The organism is Pseudomonas sp. Sample_24, assembly GCF_004307605.1.
GTDB lineage: Bacteria > Pseudomonadota > Gammaproteobacteria > Pseudomonadales > Pseudomonadaceae > Aquipseudomonas.
Genome location: NZ_RCNW01000247.1, coordinates 1 through 22,483, shown reverse-complemented (window position 1 = coordinate 22,483; position 22,483 = coordinate 1). Strand labels below are relative to the sequence as shown.

The following is a 22,483-nucleotide window of genomic DNA, read 5'->3' as shown; positions in this document are numbered from 1 at the left end:
CGATGGAAGGTTTTACGATTGCTGCGCAATCGAACGGGAGCGAGCTCCCTCGCCACAGGATTTATGATCGTTCCCATGCTCTGCGTGGGAACGATCAACAAACCCCGGGAATTGCCCTGCCTGCCGAGTGTTTGTGTATCTGTGCCAGTGTCACTGTGGCGAGGGAGCTTGCTCCCGCTGGGCTGCGGAGCAGCCCCCGAAAGGGTGCAGACGATGGAAGGTTTTACGATTGCTGCGCAATCGAACGGGAGCGAGCGCCCTCGCCACAGGATTTATGATCGTTCCCAGGCGGAGCGTGGGAACGATCATGTGGCGAGGGGGAGGGTGAAGGTAAACACGGCGCCGCAGGGTTCCAGGTTCTGCGCCCAGATATCGCCACGATGACGACCGATGATGTTCTTGCACAGCGCCAGGCCGATGCCGTTGCCGCTGACCTTGGACGAGAAAAAGCCATCGAACAGCTTCTCCTGCGCCTGGGCCTGGATGCCGCGTCCACAGTCCTCGATACGCACCAGCGCCACGCCGTTGTCGCTACTGGCATGGATGCGCAACAACCGCCGTTCGATGGGTAGATCGGCCATTTCTTCAATGGCGTTGAAGGCCAGGTTGAGGATCACCTGGCCGATCAGCACTTTTTCGCAGCTCACCCGCAGCGGCTCGGGGGAGGTCACGACGTCGACCCGGACCAGACTCGGATCGGCGCGCAAACTGATGAAGTAGCGGGTTTCACGCAGCAGCTCATTGAGGTCGACCAGCTCTTCGGACTGCTCAAGCTTGACCACGTAATCGCGCACGCTCTTGATGATCACCGAGGCGTGCTCGATCTGCCGCACGGCATTCTGCAAACCCCAGGCAACGCCCTCGTCGGTGTCGCCCGTATTGCCCAGGCGAATCACTGTGCCTTCAATGAAATTGCGGGTCGCCGCCAGCGGTTGGCTCAATTCGTGGGCGATGGCCACGGCCATTTCACCCATGGCGTTGTAACGCGCCAGGTATTCGAGTTTCTGTTCGCTGACCCGCCGCGCCTCTTCGGCTTGCACCTGCTCGGTGACATCGCGGAACAGCAGCAGATGGCCGACCAGGTCGTCCTCGATCTCGATGTAGCGGCAGGTTGCGTCATGCCAGCGCCACTCGCCGTCACGCCGCTGAACTTTGTAATGCACGCTGAACGGCGCGTGTTCCGGCGTTTCGTTGGCGAGTTGTTGCAACAGTCGCTGACGTGAAGCGTCGTCGCACCAGGCCAGAAAGTTCTTGCTCATCAGTTGGCGCACTTCGCTGGCGAGCAAGTGTGCGCCGGAGTCGCTGATGAAACGGATATCGCCCTGCGGGCCGAGCACCGCCACACCTTCGGCCAAGTCCTGCATGAACGCCTTGAGTCGACTTTCAAAGCGCTTGAGGTCGCGTTTGACCTTGTCTTCTTTGGAGATATCGCGGAACTGAACCATCAATACATCGCGGCCATCCAGGTGCACCAGCGTCGCGACGGCCTCGGACAGAATCTCCACCCCTTGCTTGGAGCGATAGCACCACTCGATGGCGCGTTGACCGGTGCGCGCAGCGCCTTCGAGCCAACGCAAACCCACCGAACGTCGGTATTTCGGCGCGTCGCGGGTCATGTCCGGGGCTTTGAGGGGCGTCAGCTCCTCCAGGGTAAAGCCCAGCGCCGCCAGGGCAGCGGCGTTGGCCCAGAGGATTTCCTTGGTGTGCGCATCGTGAAGAATGATGCACAGCGGCATGGCTTCGATCAGCGCATGGAAGTCGTTCGGTTTTGGCAAATACATCGCAAGGCCCTTGGCGGCAGAGGGTTCCGACGGTGGAGCCGGAAGTATGGCGTTTTATACCCGCTCGCGCATGGGGATGCGCTCAGAGGTAAGGGGTGTCGGCCTAGGGGTTTTCTTTAGTCCGGGGGCTGCACGCACCAATAGTTGCGCCGCAGTGCGGTTTTTACACTGGACCGCAATGCAAGGGGCTCCACGCCGACCTCTGTAGGAGCAAGGCTTGCCCGCGATAGCGTTCTCAAGTGTGCCATCGCGGGCAAGCCTTGCTCCTACAGAAAGCGGTGCGGTGCAGCCCTACTAACAATAATCAAAACGGAGAATGCCCATGCTGCGTTCAGCGGTTGCGCAACAAGACGCATCAATCGGCGTTGACGAGAATGTCGTCGACAGCCAGGCCTTTGCGCGGGTGCTGGATGAAGTGCGCCAGCGTCGCGAAGAATTCGATGCGGTCTCTCATGTGCCACGGGACATGATCGAGCGTTTCAAGCAAGTGGGCATCTACCGTGCCGCCACGCCGAAATGCTTCGGCGGCGACGCCCTGGCACCGGCCCTGTTCCTGCAAATGATCGAGCGTATCTCCGAAGCCGACGGCTCCGCTGGCTGGGTGGCCAGTTTTGGCAGCGCCGGCGTGTACCTGGCGGCGTTGCCGAAGCAAACCCTGGCTGAACTCTACGCCGACAGCCCTGACCTGGTGTTCGCCGGCGGCCTGTTTCCATTGCAACCGGCCGAAGCAGTAGAGGGTGGTTACCAGGTCAATGGCACCTGGAAGTTCGCCAGCGGCTGCAAAGGCGCGGACCTGCTCGGTGTCGGCATCGGCGCGGCGGGCGGCAAGCCACGCACCGCGGTGTTTCGCCCGGAACAAGTAGAGATCGTTGAAAACTGGGACGTGGTCGGCCTCAAAGGCACCGGCAGCCATGACCTGCGTGTGAGCGACAAGCGCGTCGACGAGCGCTGGACCTTCATCCGTGGCGGTGCGGCGACCATCGACGAACCGTTGTTCCGCTACCCGTCGATTGCCTATGCCGCGCAAGTACTGGCGGTGGTCAACCTTGGCCTGGCCCGCGCTGCTCTCGATGAGATCAGCCGCATGGCGGGTGGCAGTGGTATCACCGGCGCACCGAAACTGTCAGACCGCGCATATGTGCGCATCGAGATTGCCAAGGCCGAGGCCAAGCTCAGCGCTGCACGCGGCTTCTTCTACAACGCCACCGAACAGGTATGGAACTCGATTCTCGCTGGCAACCCGGTCACGCCGGAGCAGACCAGCCTGTTGCGATTGTCCGCGATTCACGTGTCCCAGGCCGGTGCCGAAGTGGTGCAAAGCGCCTACAGCCTGGCCGGGACCACCGCCATTTACCTGCGCCACCCGTTGCAACGCTACCTGCGCGATTCGATGGTGGTGACCCAGCACGCCTTCCTCAGCGAAGGGCTGTACGACGGCGCCGGCTCGGTGTTCCTCGGCGTGCCGCCGTTCCCGGGCTACGTCTGAATTTCATTACTTTTTCAAAGGATCAAGAGCATGTCCCAAGCTACCCAGGAACCGCTGCGCGTCGTCTTCTGCATCGGCATCACCCAGAACTTTTTCGACTTGCCCACCGGCGAAGGCCTGAGCGTGTGGAAAGGCTTCAGCCAGATGATGGGCGATCTCGGTGCGATGCCCGGCATCACCGTACTCGGCGCCATGGATGACGACCGCTTGATGGTCGGCCCGTCCACCACATCGCCGTGGACCGTGTACATCATGGCCGACGTCGACTGCCATCAATCGGTAATCGACGCCTGCAACCTGTTCCGCACCACGCCAGTCGGCCAGTACAGCCTGTGGCGCTACGCCAAGATCGAAGCGCGCATCGGTCGCCCGTTGACCATTCCCGATGCAGCCAAGGTGTAAGCCATGAACGAGGCCGTGCTGCAGCGTCTGGCGACGCTCGAAGGGGAAAGCGCAGTGCGCCGCCTGATGGCGCGCTACATGGACCTGTGCGATGTGCCGCGGGCGCCGACCTCTGTCAGCGAGCTGGCCCGGTTGTTCACGGTCGATGCGATCTGGGAAGGCGTTGGCAGTGTGACCGCGCAGACCTTTGGCCAGCATCGGGGACGTGAAGCGGTGGCCGCATTTGTCGGTGGTTACCTACCGCCTTCGGATCATTTCCGGCTGAATCTGCACTACCTCACCAGCGAATCGATCGTGGTCGACGGTGAGGGGGCGCAAGGGCAATGGATCATGCAGCAGATTTCCACCTACGCCGATGGCCGCAACGAATTGTTCGGCACCCGACTGAACATCGATTTCAGTTGTGTCGATGGCGTCTGGCTGATCGCGCATTTCCGCACGCAACGGCTGTTCAACAAGGAGCTGAATGCATGAGTACTTTCATCAGCGAATTCCTCCTCGGCGGCAGCGGCAAACGCGTGGCCATCAAGGACTCCATCGACATCGCCGGCCACCCGACCCGCTCGGGCAGCCGTGCGTTTGCCGATGCACCGGCGGCTAGCAAAAACGCCGAAGTGGTTGACGCGATCCTCAGCGCCGGCTGGCAGATCGTCGGCAAGACCAACCTGCATGAACTGGCGTTTGGCGTCACCGGGATCAACGACTGGACCGGCACACCGATCAACCCGCAAGCAGCGGATCGCGTGCCGGGCGGCTCGTCCAGCGGTTCGGCATCTGCCGTCGCCGCTGGCCTGGCAGACATCGCCATCGGCACCGACACCGGTGGTTCGGTGCGGGTCCCGGCGGCGTGCTGCGGGGTGGCCGGATTGAAGCCGACTTACGGCCGGGTCAGCCGTGTCGGCGCCCATCCGCTGGAATCCAGCCTCGATTGTGTCGGGCCGTTTGCCAGAACCATGGACGACTTGATCGCAGCGATGCAGGTGATCTGCCCGGGCTTTGCCATTCAAGGCTTGCCGGGTGATGGCGCCAAGGTCGGCTTCCTTGAAGTGGCTTGCGACGCGCACCTGCAAGCGACCCTCGGTGCCGCCGCCGACCGCGCTGGCTGGCACCGCAGCAACGTACATTTAAGCGAGTTTGAAGCGGCGTTCGCCGCCGGCCTGACGGTGATCAATGTCGAGAACTGGGCGGCTTTCGGTCACCTGACCGGCAAGGGTCTGATCGGCGCCGATGTCGAAACCCGTCTGTTGGCCGCGAGCCGCACCACCCGCGAAGCACTGGCCCAGGCCGAAGCCGTGCGCACGCGTTTCACGCAACAGGTGGATGCGGCGCTGGAAGACTTTGCCGTGTTACTGCTGCCGACACTGCCGACCCTGCCGCCAACCCTCAGCGAAGCCCGCGCCGGCAGTAAAGCCGTGGCCGGCATGACCCCGCTGGTCCGCCCCTTCAATCTCAGCGGCCATCCGGCGCTGACAGTGCCGGTGGAGCTCGATGGCGGCGGGCTGAAAGTCGGCCTGCAGATTATCGGCCGTAAAGGCCAGGACGAGCTGGTCTGCGCCTTTGGTGCGCAGCTCCAAGCCTCTACCCATCAATCATAAAAAGAAGCCATGAGGAGAACCGCATGAGCACTCATGAATATCAGCTGATCGCGACGTCGAAAAGCCCCGAAGAGCTGGTCCAGCACGACCGTGTCGACGTCTCGCTGTACAACGATCCGGCGCTGTTCGAAGCCGAACTGGAAAAGATTTTCTACCGCACCTGGGTGTGGGTTGTCCACGAAAGCGAAGTGCGCAACAGCGGCGACTTCAAGACCGCCACCATCGGCCGTCGCCCGGTGATCGTGGTGCGCGACAAGAAGAACAACATCAATGTCCTGGAAAACCGTTGCCGGCACCGTGGCGCCACGGTGTGCGAGAAGCACAAGGGCAACGCCACCGGTTTCACTTGCCCCTACCACAGTTGGTCCTATGGCCTGGACGGCAAGCTGCGAGCGCTACCGTATCCGGATGGCTACGAAGGCATCCTGGAAAAATCCGAATTGCCGCTGACCAGCCTGCGCGTCGAAAGCTACGCCGGCATGGTGTTCGCCAGCTACAACGACGAGATCGAACCGCTGGAAGACTTCCTCGGCGGCGCCAAACACTGGATGGACCTGTTCATGAAGCAGGGCGCCGGTTATCCGATCAAGACCCAGGGCGAACACAAGTTCAGTTTCAAGGGCAACTGGAAGATCCAGCTGGAAAACACCACCGACGGCTATCACTTCCCGATCGTGCACAAGTCGTTCATGTCGTCGGTGGATGAAGAAACCTCGGAAATGCTTTCGTTCATGACCGACGAACAAGCCGTGACTCACTCGCTGGGCAACGGCCACAGCGTCATGGTGATGGTGCCGGAGCACGTCGATCTCGATCACGACGACGGCACCGAACAGTTGCAGGAACGCTTCGCCCACGTCACCGAAGAACTGTCGAAAACCCTGCCGGCCGAACAGGTGCGGCGCATCGTGCGCTCGCTGCACGGCGCCGGCTTCAACCTGAACCTGTTCCCCAACGTGGCGATGTCGATGTCGTTCTTCCGGGTGCTGCGCCCGGTGTCGGTCACTGAAACCGAGATCCGCCACGTGGCCCTGGGCATGGACGGCGGCCCGGAAATCGCCAACCGCGAACGCATGCGCATTCACGAACACTTCCAGGGCCCGTTCGGTTTCGGCAGCCCTGACGACGCCGAAGCCTGGGACCGCGTGCAGCGCGGTTCGTACGCGGGTGTCGACGCGCCGATCCTGGTCAACCGCGGCCTGAACCGCGAAATCACTGCCGAAAACGGCGACAAGGTCAGCCACGCCACCGACGAGGGCGGCATGCGCGGTGCCTACGACATGTGGAAAAGGATGATGAGCCAATGAGCAATCACGACACCCTGAACGGTTTTTCCGGCCCGTTGGCCCAGGCCATCGAATTCATCTGGCGCGAAGCCGAACTGCTCGACCACAAGCACTACGCCGAATGGGTGACCTTGTGGAGCGAAAGCGGCAAGTACATCGTGCCGATCGATCCGGACACCGAAGACTTTGAAGCGACCCTCAACTATGCCTACGACGATGCGCGCATGCGTGACTTGCGTATCGAACGCCTGACCGCCGGCTACTCGCCGTCGGCGGTGGACGCGGCGAAAACCATTCGCACGGTGTCGCGTTTCCGCCTGGTGGAAGCGGCCGGTGACATCGTCGAAGTGAATTCCGCGCAATTGCTGTACGCCTACAAGCGCGGCGTGCACACACCGTTCGTGGCCGACCTGAACCACCGCATTCGTTTCACCGATGGTGTGCCGAGCCTGGAGCGCAAAGTGGTGCGCCTGATCAACTCCACCGACAGCCTGAGCGCGCTCGGCTTCCTTTTGTGAGGGCACCATCATGAGTCGAGTAGCCCTCGTAACGGGTGCCTCGCGCGGACTGGGCGAGTGCATCGCCCGTCGTCTGCATGCGGCGGGTTATCGCGTCGGACTGGCTGATTTGCAAATGGACGGCGTGCAACGCTTGGCTTTGGAACTCGATAGCAGTGGTGCGACTGCCATGGCTATCGAACTGGACGTGCGCAACAAGGCAGATTTTCAGCGTGCCCGCGACACGCTCACCGAGCGCTGGGGCGGCACTGACATTCTGGTGAACAACGCCGGGGTGTCGAAAGTCGCGGCCCTGATGGACATCACGCCGCAAGAGTTCGACGAGTCGATGGCGATCAACCTGCGGGGCACCTTCGTGGCCTGCCAGGTGTTCGGCGCGCACTTCGCCGAGCGTGGCTTCGGGCGCATCGTCAACATCGCGTCCCTGGCCGGGCAGAACGGCGGCACCGCCACCGGCGCCCACTATGCGGCGGCCAAGGGCGGCGTGGCGACCCTGACCAAGGTCTTCGCCCGTGAACTGGCGCCGCAAGGCGTGACGGTCAATAGCATCTCGCCGGGTCCGCTGGACTTGCCGGTGGTCCGCGAAACCGTGGCTCCAGAGCGTCTGGAACAGATCCTCAAGATCATCCCGGCCGGCACCCTCGGTGATCCGACGTTCATCGCCGACAGCGTGTTGCTGCTGATCGCCGACAACGCCACTTCCGTGACGGGCGCATGCCTGGACGTCAATGGCGGACTGTTCATGCGCTGATTGTTGCCATGACTCGATCCATTGTGGCGTGCGAGCTTGCTCGCGCCGGGCTGCGAAGCGGCCCCAAGCATTTTGCGACTGCTGCGCAGTCGAGCGCGAGCAAGCTCGCTCGCCATAGGTCAGTTTCTGGCTACAGATCCGTGCACGACCCAAGACATAACCAAACAACGTAAATTCAGGTGATGCAATGATGAAGGTGAAGATCGAAAGGATCGTCGACGAAGCGCTGGATATCCGTTCCTTTCGCCTCGTGCGCAGTGACGGCCAGCCGCTCGACACCTATGAGCCGGGTGCCCATGTCGATTTGACCGGGCCGACCGGTGTGACCCGCCAGTATTCGCTGTGCAGTCCGCCACAGGACCGTCGTGCCTATCTGGTGGCGGTAAAAAAAGAAGCGCAATCGCGCGGTGGCTCGCTGGCCTTGCACGAGCAGGTGGAAGAGGGCATGGAGCTGGAAATGGGCGCGCCGCGCAACCTGTTCCGACTCGATGCAAGTGCCCGCGAACATGTGTTGTTCGCCGCCGGTATCGGTGTCACGCCGCTGTTGAGCATGGCTTATCGGCTGGCGGAAAGCGGTCAGCCGTATCGCTTGCATTACTTCGCGCGTTCGGCGCAGTACGCCGCGTTTACCGAACTGTTGGCCACGCAATTCGCCGATCACGTGGAATTTCACTACGGCATCGAGCCTGCGCAGCTGGATGACGCCTTGAGCGCGTGCCTGGAGCGTGCCAGCCCGGCAGCCCACGTCTACACCTGCGGCCCGGCACCGTTCATGAACAAAGTGGTGGAAGTCGCCGCGCGCAGCCGCGCCGACGATGCCATTCACCTGGAACACTTCGCTGCGGACCCGGCAGCCAACAGCGCCCCGGCCGGCACGTTCGAAGTGGAACTGGCCAGCTCCGGCGTGGTGCTGCAAGTACCGGCCGACACCAGCCTGGTCGACGTGCTGCAAGCCCACGGTTGCGACATCGACACCGAGTGCCGTGAAGGCATTTGCGGCACCTGCATCGTCGAGGTGCTGGACGGCGTGCCGGAGCACCGCGACAACTGCCTGTCGAACAAGGAAAAGGCCTCCAACAAGCAGATTTGCGCTTGTGTTTCCCGAGCGCTCTCCGCTCGTCTGGTATTGGACATCTAAGCGCTTTCTTCACTGGAAAGCGTGCGCCGGAGCCTGTTGAATGGCGCCTGGCGGCCATCGAGGGAGGCGATGGTGCAAGACGCAACAGGTTTACCGAACCGCTCGACGAAGCGGTCGGCAATAACAACAAAACACGTGAGGCTTTGCGGACATGACTACAGCATCGACGGTGCGCAACGAGGCGTTCGAAAGTTGGTTGAGCCAGGTGAACCAGGCCTGTGGGCGTTTCGATGCCCGGGCGCTGGACACCGACTTCTACGGCGAACTGGCGGAATTTCGCAGCGGTGCAATCAACCTCAGTGTGGTCGACATGGCGCACGTGCATTTGTACCGCACCAGCAAGGATGTCAGCACCAGCAGCGACGGCCACTATTACGCAGTGTTCCAGATGCGCGGCAGTTCACGGCTGGAACAGGGCGACAACCGCGCCCAACTAGGCTGTGGCGACATCGCCCTGATCGACGCCAGCCGCCCGAGTGACATGATCTACAACGATGATTGCCGACAGCTGTCACTGATTCTGCCGCGCCAGGTGTTCGAGCGTGGGTCGCATTTCAACGCGGTCAACTGCGCCACCCGCATCGCCGCCAGCAGCCCTCTGGCGTCGATGGCCAACAAACTCGTTCTGGAGACGCGGCAGCAGGAAGGCCTGGACATGCAGGAAAGCGAAGCCGTGCTCGATGCGCTGGCCAGCCTGTTGCTGCCGGGCATCAGCGTCCAGGACAGCGGCGGCGACGCCCATGAGCGGCAATTTCGCAAGATCATCGCCTTCATCGACCAGCACATCCGCGACGAAGAACTCTGCCCCGAACTGATCGCCCGTGAGGTCGGCGTTTCTGTGCGAGGCCTGTACCGGATGTTCTCCAAGCGCGGTCTGGTGGTGGCGCAATACATCAAGCACCGTCGCCTGGACTTCTGCGCGGAGAACCTGCGCCGCGCCGACGTCGAGCTGAAGCTCTCGGCGTTGTGTTATGCGTGGGGGTTCTCGGATTCGAGCTACTTCTCGTCAGCCTTCAAGTCGCGCTTTGGCGTATCGCCGGGGGCTTATCGCAAGCGGTATAGCCAGCATTGACACCGCGTTATCGTTCATCGCCAGCAGGCTGGCTCCCACAGGTTGATCTCGGTTGTACCCAGAATTTGTGTTCACTGCAGATCCCCTGTGGGAGCCAGCCTGCTGGCGATGGCGGCCTCGTGACCGCCACAAATCCCTCAATGCCGCACCGGCTCTTCAACCGGCAGATGCAGCACTTCGCGCACCAGCATGGCGATGCTGGTCACGCCCATCTTTTCCTTGATCTTGGTGCGATGCACGTCGACGGTTTTCACGCTGATGTTCAGCTCCCGGGCGATGACCTTGCTGGCCTTGCCATCGATCACCAGCATCAGCACTTCCCGTTCACGGCTGGTCAATAACGCCAGTTTGCCTTGCAGGTTCTGCCGCTGTTGCTGATCGGCCTGGGCGTGCACCGCAGTCTTGAGCGCGGCCTGGATGCGGTCGATCATCTGCTGCGGGTTGTAGGGCTTCTCGACGAAGTCCAGGGCACCGTTCTTCATCGCCGTGACCGACATCGGAATGTCGCCATGGGCCGAAACGAAGATGGTCGGCAGGGTGCTGCCGCGCTGGTTGAGGATCTCCTGCAGCTGGAAACCACTGGTCTCCGGCATGCGCACGTCCAGCACCAGGCAGGCGGGCTGCCGGGGGTCGTACTGGCTGAGGAACTCTTCGGCGCCGGCAAAACACTGGGCCTGCACGCTGACGGACTCCAGCAGCCACGCCAGCGAAGTGCGCAGGTCCTTGTCGTCGTCAACGATGTAAACAATTGGTTTGCGGGTTTCCATCGGGGCTGCCACGAAAATTCTAATTATTGTTTTCGCACGCGAACGCGCGGCACGCATCGGCTCATCTTTTTGGAGCCTGTCAGCAGGATACCCACTGTCGCCGGCCCTTGCGATAAAGAAACCACCTAGTCGACTAGCGGAAACCCAACCTCACCATGGGGATCGTCAGAATGGTTGCCTCGCGGCTACCGCCTTAGTCTTGTTCCATCACCTAAGGGCCGCAAATGGCGGTCCTCCTGAAGGAAGGGGCATCGACATGGCCGACCTGAGCCAGCAGCAAATCGACTTTCGCAACGCCATGGCGCAGCTGCCTGCTGCGGTGAACATCATCACCACCAACGGCCCCGGCGGACGCTGCGGCATCACTGCCAGTGCCGTATGTTCGGTGACCGATTCACCACCGACCGTGCTGGTTTGCGTCAACCGCAACAGCGCTACCCACGACGTGTTCCGCACCAACGGCCATCTGTGCGTCAACGTGCTGTGCGGCGAGCAGGAAGAGCTGGCCCGCCATTTCGCCGGCATGACCAAGGTGCCGATGGAAGAACGCTTTGCCTGGGACCTGTGGGACGACGGCGCCGCCGATGTGCCGGTGCTGCGCGATGCCCTGGTGCAGTTGCAAGGGCGCATCAGCGAGTGCAAGGAAGTGGGTTCGCATTCGGTGATGTTCGTCGAGCTGACGAAGGTCGGCGTGCGCGAGCCGCGCGATAGCCTGGTGTATTTCAACCGCTTGTTTCATCGCGTTGAGCATGCCAGCGCGGCGTGAACAACACCGCGTTAATGTTCATCGCGGGCAAGCCTCGCTCCTTCATTCTGCAGGAGCGAGGCTTGCCCGCGATGGCGATGTAACGGACGCCGTCAATGTCAGATCCTGAAACTTCCCACCAATTGATTGAGTCGCCCAGCCTGCTGCTCCAGTTCGGTACAGGCACGCAACGTCGCCTGCAGGTTCTCCACCCCTTGCTGATTCAATGTGTTGATCCGTGTGATATCGACATTCAGCGCTTCGACCACCGCCGTCTGTTCTTCGGTGGCGGCGGCGACGGACTGGTTGACGTTGTCGATCTCGCCGATCCGTTGGGTCACGCTGCCCAGACGCGTGCCGGCGAGGTTGGCGATGGTGACGCTTTCTTCGCTGTGTTGCTGGCTTTCGGTCATGGTGGTGACCGAGTCGCGGGCGCCCACTTGCAGTTCTTCAATCATCTGCTGGATCTCCAGTGCCGAGGCCTGGGTGCGACCGGCGAGGCTGCGCACTTCATCGGCGACCACCGCAAAGCCACGGCCCGCTTCACCAGCCCGTGCCGCTTCAATCGCGGCGTTGAGTGCCAGCAGGTTGGTCTGCTGGGAAATGCCCTTGATCACTTCAAGGATCTGCCCGATGTTCACGGTCTTGTCGTTGAGCACCTCGATGTTGGCGCACGAGGCCCTGATCTTGCCCGACAATTCATTCATCACCTCGATCGTGCGTTGCACCACCTGGCGCCCATCCTCTGCTTGTTGCCGTGCGGCGCAAGATTGATGCGAGGCATCGGAGGCGTTGTGCGCGATCTCTTGTGCAGCGGCGCCCAATTGATTGATCGCCGCGGCCACACTGCTGGTGCGGCTGGATTGGTCATCGAAATTGCTCAGCGATGAATGGGAAGCTTCCAGCACTCGCTGCGCCCCTTGATTGACGCCCAGGGCTGCGGCCGACACCTCACGCATCGACTGATGAATACGCTCCACGAAGCGGTTGAACGCCGCTGCCAACTGGCCGATTTCATCCCGCGATTGCACTTGCAGACGTCGCGTCAGGTCACCTTCGCCGAGGGAAATGTCTTCCATGACCCGTGTCAGCAATTGCAACGGCCGGGTGATGCGCTGGGCGGTGTACCAGATCAGCAGCAGGCCGAACAGTGCAGAACCGCCGCCGAGCAGCAGTTCCAGCGCAGTGCTTTGCACACCCTGGGCTGCGAGTTGCTTTTGCAGGGTAGCCACGGGAGCCAGCAATACGTCTTGCGGCACGCCCACCAAAACACCCCATGGCGCGGCGCCGGCAATGGGTGGCAACGGTTCGAGCACCTTGATCTGTTGCGCGTCGACAAACACGTTTGGCTGGCCCTGACGCAAGGCGTCCATTACCTCGGCATTGTCCATCGGATGGCCGAGGCGGCTGACATCCTGGCTGTTGGCGGAGATCACGCCGCGGGGGCTGACGATGCTGATCTGACCATGGCCGTCGAACAGTGCCTGGGCGCTGGCTTCACTGTTGTTTTGCAGCGCGGCGAGGTTGATGTCGAGGCCGACCACGGCGATCACTTTGCCGTTTTCCAGCAGCGGGAAAGCGACGCTGGTCACCAGTTTGCGACTGCCGGAGGCTTCGTCGAAGTACGGTTCCAGTACGCATGCCTGACGCGTGTCACGGGCGCAGGTGTAGAAGGCGTTGTAGGGCGCGCCGCTCGGCCCCGGCTCGGTGTTGGCCAGCAGGCCTTCGTCGCCGATCACTGCCTGCAGTTCGCCGGGTTTGCTTTGCACCCAGTACAGGGAAAAGCGTCCGGTTTCGTTGCTGCCCAAGGCTGCCTGATTGGCGAAGCCGGCGTCGGCGCCGTCCAGCGCGTCGGCTTCAAAAATGACGTAAAGCCCGAGCAGGTCGGGCTTGTCGATCAGGGCCTGATGAAGCTGAGTGCTCAGCTCCTGGCGTAGTTGTCTGGCGTTCAGTTGCCCCTGATGCTGGAGTTGCCTGAGGTACAGCAAATACCGCGACAAGCCCTGGCCAAATTCGTGGGTTTGCATGAAGGTGCGTTGCACTTGCATGGCCTGGACTTTGCCCAGCGCCTGCATGTGCTCCTTGGCCGCGTCGGCGAGCATTTCACCGCTGGCCTCGGCCACTTGCTGGCTGCTTTTGTGTGTCTGGTAGAGCGATAACCCCATCAGCAAACCCACCACCAACAACAGGCAGAGGCCAGCGAGCAGGGCGATCTTGCTCTGGATCGTGAGAAATCTTTTGTGCATGGGAAATACCTTTTTCCGTGAAGCGAACCCGATCCCCTGTAGGAGCGAGCCTGTCGAATCGTCGCACCGTCGCGATGGACGTCAACGATGACGCTGGCTGCCTGAATCCCCGCGGTGTCCGGGCCTTCATCGCGAGCAGGCTCGCTCCTACAGGGGTTAGCTGGAGTTAGAACGTCGTGGCAAAGATCAGCTGGCTGTAGAGGTTCTTGTCGTTGTTGCCCAACTGCGTACCACCCTGGTCGGCGCTCTTGTCCGGCTGGAACAGGCCTACCAGCGGCATTACCGTAAGGTGGTCGTTAAGGTGCCATTCGGCGTACAGGTCGATTTCGTGGCCATCGGTGTTACCCAGATCGCGGTCGATCGTGTCGAAGTTGAAGTACATCGCGCCCACGGTCAGGTTCTCCAGCGGCGAGACGGTGAACTTGAGTTGCTGGATGCGTGAGTTGGTGTTGAACGGACCGGCATAGTTGCCCGCCACTTCACCCTGGAACCAGGTGCCGAAGCCGCGGCTGAAACCGTAGAACAGCGTGTCGTAGCCTTCCGAGAAACGGCTGTAACGGTAGCCGGCATAGGGCGTCCAGGGTGCTTCGGAAAAGGTCCAGCCGGCTTCCAGGTACCAGGCGTCCTCGGTGGCGGTGTGCGGTTTGTCCTGCTTGGCGTATTCGCCGGACAGGAACAGATCCTTGACCCCGGCGTTGCCGGTTGCACGCAGGCTGTAGGTCTTCATGCCATCGCGTTCGAGTTGCACCGGGGAAGCGTACTGTTCGTCGATGTCGGTGGTGTCGATGTAGGTCAAGCCAACGGTGCCGGCTTCAGACACGTGCTCCAGGGTGCCGACGTACATTTCAGTCATCGCCTGGGCACGGTTGTTGGATTTCAGCCACATCAGGTCACCGCGCCAGCCTTCCTTGCCACCGATGCGCAACACCGCGGTTTCGTCGAAGGCCTTGCGCGCCGCCAGCCAATAGGCGCCGCCACGGTTGAATTCACCATCGGCCAGGCCTTTGCCGAGGTTCAGGGCGTCGCCGTTGATCAGGAAACCGTCGCCGACGACGATGTTCTGACGACCGAACGACAAGTCGATGCCGTCGGCGCCCAGCACCGCAAACAGCTCAGCCGAACGCCAGCCGAGATAGGCATCTTCGAACCTGGTGGTGCGTTCCGAGCCGTCACTGAAACCGGCAGCATCGCCGTCGCCCCAGGTGCCGGAGCTGAGCATGTTCGCCGCACCATAAGCGGTACCGACACCGGCCAGGCCCTGGTCGAAACTCAGGCCGTACTTGATGTAACCCTCGCGCCACGACGAAGAACCTTCGTCGAGACGACCTGACAGGGCGTAGTTTTCCTGACTGTGGAAAACGCCGAATACCGCTTCCAGCGTGGCGTTCAGGTGACTGTCGTCATCGGCGTAGAGTTCGTAGGCTCCGGCCTGGCCGGCGCTGATCATCAGCGCGAGCGTGGAGAGTCGAAGCAAGGGGGACTTGAGCATGGTGTGGCATCCGTTCTTGTTCTTGAGCGCAGGGTTGCGGTCTGTCCGGATACTAAGTCGCGACTTTTTTCGAGCCTTTTGCCTGTTTGCCAATTAGTTGGTCGTGCGTGCCAGATTGAGCGGTTTGGCAGAACCGCCAACACGACTGGCACGCAGGGCAAAACCTCTGTGCCGGCGACCGCCGACAATCCCTCACAACCTGCCGGAGCACCGTTGCCCCGGCGCCTTCAGTGTTGGCGCTCGTCTGTTGGCGGGCGCGTGGATTTTCAAGGGCGTTTTCTTATGTTCACCTCCCTGCGTTTGCCCCTCATCGGTTTGCTCTCATTGACCCTGGTCCAGGCCGCGCTGGCTGCCGATTGCGCACCGGTGCAGAGCCGCGGCGCCGAGGTGTTTGCCAATGAATGCGGGGTTTGCCATGCCGTGAGCAAAGGCGCGACCGGCATGATGGGGCCGAACCTGGCGGGCGTGGTGGGGCGCAAATCCGGCTCACTGGAAGGCTTCAACTATTCGCAGGCCATGCGCAACAAGAACATCGACTGGCAAGCCGAGAACATCGAGCAACTCATCACCCAACCCCAGGCTTATGTGCCTGGCACCTATATGCCCTACATGGGCATGGCCTCGGCGGATGATCGTCAAGCGGTCGTGTGCTACCTCAAAGAACAACATTAATCAGGCCGGATCTGCGCCTGAACAATTCGTCTCAACGAAAGGTGATTTATGAGCAACGTTGAAATCCTGCCGCAGGTAGCTGCATTTCTCGACCGCCGTCATGGCTGCTTCATCGACGGGCAATGGGTGTTTGCCGAAGGCGACAGCATCGCCGTGGTCAATCCGGCCACCGGGCAGACGTTGTGCGAAACCCTCGATGCGCCGCTGGAAATCGTCGAGCGTGCCGTGCAGTCGTCGCACCAGGCGTTCAAGTCCGGTGTGTGGTCGAGTCTGCGTCCGGCCGACCGTGAACGCATCCTGCTGAACTTCACCCGCCTGGTGGAGGAGCACGCCGAAGAGCTGGCGCAACTGGAAACCCTGAGCCAGGGCAAATCGATCAACATGGCCCGCGCGCTGGATCTGAACGCCACCGTGGAGTTCATGCGCTACATGTCTGGTTGGGCAACCAAGATCGAAGGCCAGACCTTCGACGTGTCGATTCCGCTGCCACCGGGTGCCAGATTCACCGCGTTCACCAAGCGTGAGCCGGTGGGCGTTGTGGTTGGCATCGTGCCGTGGAATTTCCCGCTGTTGATCGCTGCCTGGAAACTGATGCCGGCGCTGGCCACCGGTTGCACCGTCATTATCAAACCGGCGATGGAAACGCCGTTGACCGCCATGCGCCTGGCGGAATTGGCCCTCGAAGCCGGGATTCCCGCGGGCGTGTTCAACGTCGTCACCGGTGGTGGTGCCTCGGTGGGTGGCGTGCTGACCTCCCATCCGCTGGTGAGCAAAGTGTCGTTCACCGGTTCCACCGCCGTGGGCAAGAGCGTCGGTGTGGCGTGCATGGAAAACATGACGCGTTTCTCCCTGGAGCTGGGCGGTAAAAACCCGATGATCGTGCTTGCCGATGCCGACATCGAAAAAGCCGTGCAGGGCGCGATTCTCGGCGGCCTGCTGAACAACGGCCAGGTGTGTGCGGCGGCTTCGCGCTTCTACGTGCATCGCTCGATTCACGACAAGTTCGTGGAAGCGCTGGCGGCGGCAGTATCGGCCATGCCGATTGGCGACGGCATGAACTGCGACGCGGCCATCAACCCGCTGGTATCGCGCAAGCAGCAACAGAGCGTGCTCAAGCACATCGAACTGGCGCGGCAGGAAGGCGCTCGGGTAGTGACCGGTGGCGAGCTGCTGGAGGGCGACGGCTTTTTCGTGCAGCCGACTATTTTGGCCGACATCAACCACAGCATGGCCGTGGCCCGCGAAGAAGTATTCGGCCCGGTGCTGGGCGTAATGCCCTTCGACGATGAAGACGCCGTCATCGCGCTGGCCAACGACAACCGTTACGGTCTGGCCGCCAGCCTGTGGACCAATGACCTGGGCAAAGCCATGAACCTGGTGCCACGCATCGAAGCCGGTACGGTGTGGGTCAACGCCCACGTGCTGCTCGACCCGGCGATGCCATTCGGTGGGGTCAAACAGTCGGGCATGGGCCGTGAGTTCGGTCGTGCGGTGATCGAGGCCTACACCGAACTTAAATCGGTGTGCATCGCCCATTGATGCAAAAAACCGCCTGTGGCGTGACGGTAATCACGCCGCCGGCGGTTTCGCCAATTCAATCCCGGCGGCGCCCAGCCGCTTGAGAATCTCGAACAGCAACTCGCTCTTGATCGCGGTAACCATCCGCGGGCTGCTGACATAACCGGTGACGGTCAACGTAATGCCCTCAGGCTTGAGCTGGCTGAAGCGCACCACCGGCGCCGGTTTCTCCAGAATGGCTTCGTGCTGGTTGTAGGTGTCATACAGCAGGTTGCGTACCTGTTCCGGGTCAATGTCCAGCGGGAACATCAGTTCGAGGGTCGCCACCCCTTGAGCACTGCCACCCAGGGTGACGTTACGCAGGTTTTGCGAGATCAACTGCGAGTTCGGCACGATCACGATCGAGCGGTCGGCCAGCTGTATTTCGGTGGCCCGCACGTTGATGCGGCGGATGTCGCCCTCGACACCGCTGATGCTGATCAGGTCACCGACCTTCACCGGGCGCTCGGTCAGCAGGATGATGCCCGAGACGAAATTCTTGACGATCTCCTGCAAGCCGAAGCCAATGCCCACCGACAAGGCGCTGACAATCCAGGCCAGATTGGTCCATTTGACCCCCAGCGACGACAACATCAGCAAAATCACCAACGCGTAGCCGATGTTGGAGAACAAGGTACTGAGCGAGGCACACATGCCGGGGTCCATTTCGGTTTTCGGCAGGAATTCGTTGTCCAGCCAGCGCCGCAGCGAACGGATCAGGTAAATGCCGATGATCAGCGCAAGCAGGGCTTGCAAGAGGTTGGCAGGGACGATGTTCAGTTTGCGCAAGCCGTCGCCGCCGAGGATCGCCAGAATGTTGGTGGCCAATTGGCCGAGCGTCGACCCGACCCCGCCCACCACCAGCGTGATCAACGCCAGCAGCAGGAGCGTGGCGCGACCGGCACCGGACAGGATGATGGAAATCTGTTCCAGGCGCGTATCGCCAATGCCCAGTAATTGCTTGATCGCTTTTCCCGTGGAGTATCGGGGGGAAAACAGGTACTCGCAGCCGTCCTTCACCAACTGGATCAGCAAGTAGAAGCCAGCGAAAATGATAAAAAACCAGACCAGTTCGTAAGTGATGAAACGTGCCAGCGAGATGTAGCCGATCAGCAAGGCCAGTAAGGAAATCACGATTGCGATGCTGGCAAAGGCATAGATCAAACCCGCCAGAGTGCGACCGGCTTCGGGGGCGGTGCCAGCCATGACCATGGCCCGGCGCGTTTTGCTGACACGCAGCAGCAGCGAACCGATCAATAGCGAAATGACCAGCGCAACAAAGCCCCTGACAGAAATCACCACCTGCGAGCTCATGCCGGTGGCATTGGTGATCTGCGCCAGCGACACCAGCACCAGCAGCGCACCGGCCAACCGCAAGGGAAAGGGTTTGATCACCAGTGCGAGCGGGTCGGCAAAAGCCGGCAGCCGCCACGAAGGGTGTTCGGTGGACAGCAGAGCGCGGCTCAGGCCAGTGATCAGCACGCAGGTATAGATGATTTTTTCAAAGTCCTGGGAAAACCCGCTGAGTTGTGGCGTCAGGGGCAGCTCTCGGGTGACGGTAAAAAACAGCAACTGCAGGGCAATCCAGGCAGAGAGGATCGTGGCGATTACCGAGGCCAACGCCAGCGAGCTTCGTCGCAGGCGACCTTCTGGCATTCGATGAATGCACAACCAGGTCAGCCCGCGTTCGGCGACCCTACGACCGGAGATCCAGAAAACCAGGGCCAGGGCGAGCAGCAGGCAGGTCAACAGGCGCTCGCCCGGCTGCCAGGTGGCGCCAAGCGTGGCACGGATCTGCTGGATGAACGCGCTGAACTTTTGCCGATCTTCCGCTGGCGGATTGAGCAATGTCGACCAGAACCAGGGGTTGAGCACGCTGCGGGTCTGCTGGGTCACCTCGGTTTCCAGCAAGCTGCGGCGGATGGCGGCGATCTGAGTCAACAGTTCGGCGGCGCTGGCTTTTAGGGTTTCCAGGGTTTTCAGACGGGCGTCGACCTGATTTTTTTGCTCGGTGAGGGCGGCTCTCTGACTGGCGATTTCGGATTTCTCGAGCCCGGCACCGGGCAGTGGCGTCGGCCCCAACACCCCCAGTTGCGCCTGCAATTGGGCCTGTTCGGGCATTAACAGCGCCGTGAGCCGATCAATCTCGCGGATAAGGGCCTGAAGTAGATCCTGAGGAGCTTCCAGCTGACTGTAATTGCTGGCCAGGGATACCTGCTGTTTGAGGTTGCCGAGTTGGACCATCAATGCGTCCAGATCACTTTCAGAGACGCTGGCGAGCGCAGGTGTTGAAGTGGCAACAGGGGGCGCGAGCGGTTGCGCCGCCGACAGCATCCCGACGTTCGACCCGAACAATAAAGCGATGAGAATCACGAAGCTCACAGCATGGCGCATCGGCGTGCTCGACTGGTTGTGTTACTCAGCCTATGAGGTTAGGTCATGAGCCACGATATCGAGGCTTTTTTGCTCGAAGACACCTCTGGAACGCAGCGGATGGTTCAGGTGTAGGCCAGCAATCGGCCGCAGAGAATCACGCTGACCCAAAGAACGATGGAAAACAGTGCCTGCAGTTTGGCCACGCCCGGCGCAGGGTTGACGGTATTCCACGCCGTGACGGAACGGTACACGCCGACATGGAACAGCACGGCGTTGAGCCCCGCCGTGGCGATCAGGCACAGCTTGAGGATGAAAATATCATTGGAGGCGAAGTCGTGAGGGTGGGCGGAAAACATCATCAAACCAGCCGGTACGATCAACAGCAGGGCCGCCACGGACCATGGCAGCAGATGGCGGGCGAGAGCGGTCACCTGAATGTTGCGCGATACGCCGAGCACCCGCAGGTCGAACATCACCACCGAACCGACCAATATCGCGAAGCCGAGAATGTGCACCACCTCCACCAACGGGTACAGCCACAAGTCACCGCGCATGGCTGAGCCGAGCGACGAATCATTCAGCCAGTCCATCCAGCCCTGGTTGCTTTCCATCAGCGCAACTCGATGGTTTTGTCGCCGATCGTGATGCGTTCTGCGCGCAATTCATCGGGCTTGTTGCGGTTTTGATAACCGACGACCGTTGCCTGATTCCCTTCCGCCAGCATTTCTTTCGTCAGGCCGCGGTTTTCCATGCGTGAGGGCGGGGCGAGCACCACGTTCCAGGTCTTGTCTGCGGTTTTCAGGTTCACGAAGCCGTGGGGGTGTGAGTAACCGGACGCTTCAATGGTGCCGCTCAGTTGCAGGGGTTTGCTGGAGTCGTATTCGCTCCAGCCGTGATGGGCAAATGCCGCAGTGGCCACCAACAGCAAAGACGCGCCAAAGCCCTTGAGCATGATGTGCATGACAGGGTTCTCCTGTTGAAGATCGTTTTGCGAAGCTGCTTTTCAGGATAGATGGCCTGTTTCGGTGGCTGGAATACCCCGACCAATAGAATGTTTCAGGCTGTGACGCAGGGCTCGCCAGGCTCGGCAGGCCTTCGACGGAACCATGTTCTACGCTTATCCGCAGATACCACCCATAACAACAATGCTAAAGGGAGAGACACCATGTCCGCTTTGTTTCGTCGCGTCGGTCACCGCCTGGCTGTGGGCCTTGTGGCTGTAGCGCTCACAACGCCCGCACTGGCGCTGGATACCGTCAAGTTCATGGCCCCTGGTTCTGTAGGCGGCGGCTATGACCAGACGGCCCGAGTGCTGGGCAAATCCCTGATAGAAGCCAAGGCTGCCAAAGCCGTCACCTTCGAGAACAAGGGTGGCGCGGGCGGTACGCTGGGGTTGGCGCAGTTTGCCAACAGCACCAAAGGCGACCCGAATGCGTTGCTGGTGGTCGGGGCGATCATGGTCGCGGGCATCGAACAGAACAAACCGCAGATCACCTTGAAGGACGTCACGCCGATTGCCCGGCTGTTTACCGAATACAACGTGATCGCCGTGCGCAAGGAATCGCCTTACAAAACCCTGGATGACCTGATCAAGGACTTCAAGGCCAAGCCTTCCAGCGTGACCTGGGGTGGCGGCTCAAAAGGCTCCATCGACCATATCGGCATTGCCGAACTGGCCGGCAAACTGGATGTTCCGGTCAATAAAGTGAATTACATCGCCACTGGCGGCGGCGGTGAGATCGTCGCCCAGACCCTGGGCGGCCAAATCAAGGTGCTGACCGGGGGCTATGCCGAACTCGGTCAATACATCAAGAATGGCCAGATCCGCGTGCTCGCCATCGGTGCGCCCGAGCGTGTTCCGGAGATCGATGCGCCCACCCTCAAGGAAAGTGGCTACGACGTGATCATCGGTAACTGGCGCGGTGTCTACGGCGCGGCGAACCTCACGCCCGAACAGCGTAAAGAGGTGACCGACGCGGTGCTGGCCGCCAGCAAAAGCAAAATCTGGCAAGACAATATTCGCACCAATGCCTGGACCGAGAGCGTGCTGACCGGTGATGACTTCGGCAAATTCGTCGACGAAGAGCACGTTCGGTTGCGTGCGATGCTGGTCAAGGTCGGGCTGCTCTGAGATGGCCGCGCCCCGTGCAGTCGTGCCGACGCAATTGGCGATCGGCATCGGCCTGATCGTCCTCAGCGCCGTGTTGGCGGTGGGGGCCTTTCGGTTTCCGCCCGAGATGGGCTTCGTCATTCTGCCGGCGTACGTCTATCCCTACGCGGTCGCGGGGTTTCTCTGTGCGGTGGGCGTTTTGCTCAGTTATCAGGCGCTCAGCGGTGGTTTCCGCGAGCTCGACGGCAGCAATCCCGGCATAGCGGGTGGCAAGGTTGGCGCGGCCTGGGTGACCGGAGGACTCCTGGGTGTGGCGCTGCTGATCAACCTCATCGGCTTCGTGCTGGCTGCCGGGTTGCTGTTTGCCTGCGCGGCCCGGGGTTTTGGCAGTCGCCATCCGTTGCGCGACCTGGCTATCGGCATCGCCCTGACGCTACCGATTTATTGGCTGTTCAACGCCGGGCTGGGGGTTTCCCTGCCGCCGCTGGTCAA

The 22,483-nt window shown here is 61.3% G+C and carries 21 protein-coding genes; 14 read left to right on the top strand and 7 right to left on the bottom strand.

The window, feature by feature from the left end:
* Nucleotides 1-305: 305 nt before the first annotated feature.
* Nucleotides 306-1,781, bottom strand: coding sequence for an ATP-binding protein (locus D8V06_RS13805; protein ID WP_130908241.1), 1,476 nt, complete (start codon nucleotides 1,779-1,781; stop codon nucleotides 306-308).
* Between the two features lie 322 nt (nucleotides 1,782-2,103).
* Between D8V06_RS13805 and D8V06_RS13800 the strand changes: the two genes are divergently transcribed.
* The 9 genes from D8V06_RS13800 (at nucleotide 2,104) to feaR (ending at nucleotide 10,029) form a co-directional block, all read left to right on the top strand.
* Entirely contained in the window at nucleotides 2,104-3,267 is a 1,164-nt protein-coding gene (locus D8V06_RS13800; RefSeq protein WP_130903697.1) for an acyl-CoA dehydrogenase family protein, read from the top strand.
* Between the two features lie 30 nt (nucleotides 3,268-3,297).
* A complete protein-coding gene (locus D8V06_RS13795; RefSeq protein ID WP_046040355.1) occupies nucleotides 3,298-3,669 on the top strand; it encodes a hypothetical protein in 372 nt (123 codons plus the stop codon).
* Between the two features lie 3 nt (nucleotides 3,670-3,672).
* Entirely contained in the window at nucleotides 3,673-4,143 is a 471-nt protein-coding gene (locus tag D8V06_RS13790) for a nuclear transport factor 2 family protein (RefSeq protein ID WP_130903696.1), read from the top strand.
* Nucleotides 4,140-5,264, top strand: coding sequence for an amidase (locus D8V06_RS13785; protein ID WP_056853760.1), 1,125 nt, complete (start codon nucleotides 4,140-4,142; stop codon nucleotides 5,262-5,264). Before D8V06_RS13790 ends, D8V06_RS13785 begins: the two co-directional genes overlap by 4 nt.
* Nucleotides 5,265-5,287: 23 nt before the next feature.
* Complete coding sequence (locus D8V06_RS13780; RefSeq protein ID WP_130931138.1) at nucleotides 5,288-6,571, top strand: aromatic ring-hydroxylating dioxygenase subunit alpha; 1,284 nt, start codon at nucleotides 5,288-5,290, stop codon at nucleotides 6,569-6,571.
* Nucleotides 6,568-7,068, top strand: a complete 501-nt coding sequence (locus tag D8V06_RS13775; RefSeq protein ID WP_130931137.1) for an aromatic-ring-hydroxylating dioxygenase subunit beta — start codon at nucleotides 6,568-6,570, stop codon at nucleotides 7,066-7,068. Before D8V06_RS13780 ends, D8V06_RS13775 begins: the two co-directional genes overlap by 4 nt.
* Nucleotides 7,069-7,078: 10 nt before the next feature.
* Nucleotides 7,079-7,819 carry an SDR family oxidoreductase gene (locus D8V06_RS13770; RefSeq protein ID WP_056853757.1) on the top strand — a complete coding sequence of 247 codons (741 nt, stop codon included), beginning with the start codon at nucleotides 7,079-7,081 and terminating at the stop codon, nucleotides 7,817-7,819.
* Nucleotides 7,820-8,006: 187 nt separating this feature from the next.
* On the top strand, nucleotides 8,007-8,957 hold the full coding sequence (locus D8V06_RS13765) for a PDR/VanB family oxidoreductase (protein ID WP_130931136.1): 951 nt from the start codon (nucleotides 8,007-8,009) through the stop codon (nucleotides 8,955-8,957).
* A 151-nt stretch (nucleotides 8,958-9,108) separates the two neighbouring features.
* A complete protein-coding gene (gene feaR, locus D8V06_RS13760; protein ID WP_130908238.1) occupies nucleotides 9,109-10,029 on the top strand; it encodes a transcriptional regulator FeaR in 921 nt (306 codons plus the stop codon).
* A gap of 137 nt (nucleotides 10,030-10,166) precedes the next feature.
* Here feaR and D8V06_RS13755 read toward each other — a convergent pair whose 3' ends face one another.
* A complete protein-coding gene (locus tag D8V06_RS13755; protein WP_130903690.1) occupies nucleotides 10,167-10,796 on the bottom strand; it encodes a response regulator in 630 nt (209 codons plus the stop codon).
* A 256-nt stretch (nucleotides 10,797-11,052) separates the two neighbouring features.
* Between D8V06_RS13755 and hpaC the strand changes: the two genes are divergently transcribed.
* Nucleotides 11,053-11,562, top strand: coding sequence for a 4-hydroxyphenylacetate 3-monooxygenase, reductase component (gene hpaC / locus D8V06_RS13750; protein WP_056853754.1), 510 nt, complete (start codon nucleotides 11,053-11,055; stop codon nucleotides 11,560-11,562).
* Between the two features lie 98 nt (nucleotides 11,563-11,660).
* On the opposite strand, the gene D8V06_RS13745 is transcribed toward hpaC, so the two are convergent.
* Entirely contained in the window at nucleotides 11,661-13,787 is a 2,127-nt protein-coding gene (locus D8V06_RS13745; protein ID WP_130931135.1) for a methyl-accepting chemotaxis protein, read from the bottom strand.
* A 166-nt stretch (nucleotides 13,788-13,953) separates the two neighbouring features.
* Nucleotides 13,954-15,276 carry a hypothetical protein gene (locus D8V06_RS13740; protein WP_130931134.1) on the bottom strand — a complete coding sequence of 441 codons (1,323 nt, stop codon included), beginning with the start codon at nucleotides 15,274-15,276 and terminating at the stop codon, nucleotides 13,954-13,956.
* Nucleotides 15,277-15,558: 282 nt separating this feature from the next.
* Between D8V06_RS13740 and D8V06_RS13735 the strand changes: the two genes are divergently transcribed.
* A complete protein-coding gene (locus D8V06_RS13735) occupies nucleotides 15,559-15,948 on the top strand; it encodes a c-type cytochrome (protein WP_056853751.1) in 390 nt (129 codons plus the stop codon).
* Nucleotides 15,949-15,996: 48 nt separating this feature from the next.
* On the top strand, nucleotides 15,997-17,487 hold the full coding sequence (locus D8V06_RS13730) for an aldehyde dehydrogenase family protein (RefSeq protein WP_130903658.1): 1,491 nt from the start codon (nucleotides 15,997-15,999) through the stop codon (nucleotides 17,485-17,487).
* A gap of 30 nt (nucleotides 17,488-17,517) precedes the next feature.
* Here D8V06_RS13730 and D8V06_RS13725 read toward each other — a convergent pair whose 3' ends face one another.
* The 3 genes from D8V06_RS13725 to D8V06_RS13715 all read right to left on the bottom strand — a co-directional run bounded on the left by D8V06_RS13725 (nucleotide 17,518) and on the right by D8V06_RS13715 (nucleotide 20,842).
* A complete protein-coding gene (locus D8V06_RS13725) occupies nucleotides 17,518-19,899 on the bottom strand; it encodes a DUF3772 domain-containing protein (protein WP_056853749.1) in 2,382 nt (793 codons plus the stop codon).
* A 104-nt stretch (nucleotides 19,900-20,003) separates the two neighbouring features.
* Nucleotides 20,004-20,492, bottom strand: coding sequence for a DUF6644 family protein (locus D8V06_RS13720; RefSeq protein ID WP_056853748.1), 489 nt, complete (start codon nucleotides 20,490-20,492; stop codon nucleotides 20,004-20,006).
* Nucleotides 20,492-20,842, bottom strand: a complete 351-nt coding sequence (locus tag D8V06_RS13715; protein ID WP_130931133.1) for a DUF6152 family protein — start codon at nucleotides 20,840-20,842, stop codon at nucleotides 20,492-20,494. The genes D8V06_RS13720 and D8V06_RS13715 overlap by 1 nt, the downstream gene beginning before the upstream one ends.
* Before the next feature lie 204 nt (nucleotides 20,843-21,046).
* Between D8V06_RS13715 and D8V06_RS13710 the strand changes: the two genes are divergently transcribed.
* Both D8V06_RS13710 and D8V06_RS13705 read left to right on the top strand, forming a co-directional pair.
* Complete coding sequence (locus D8V06_RS13710) at nucleotides 21,047-22,012, top strand: tripartite tricarboxylate transporter substrate-binding protein (RefSeq protein WP_130931132.1); 966 nt, start codon at nucleotides 21,047-21,049, stop codon at nucleotides 22,010-22,012.
* 1 nt (nucleotide 22,013) lies between these two features.
* Nucleotides 22,014-22,483: tripartite tricarboxylate transporter TctB family protein (locus D8V06_RS13705; protein ID WP_130931131.1), on the top strand; the 470-nt coding region annotated here is incomplete at its 3' end.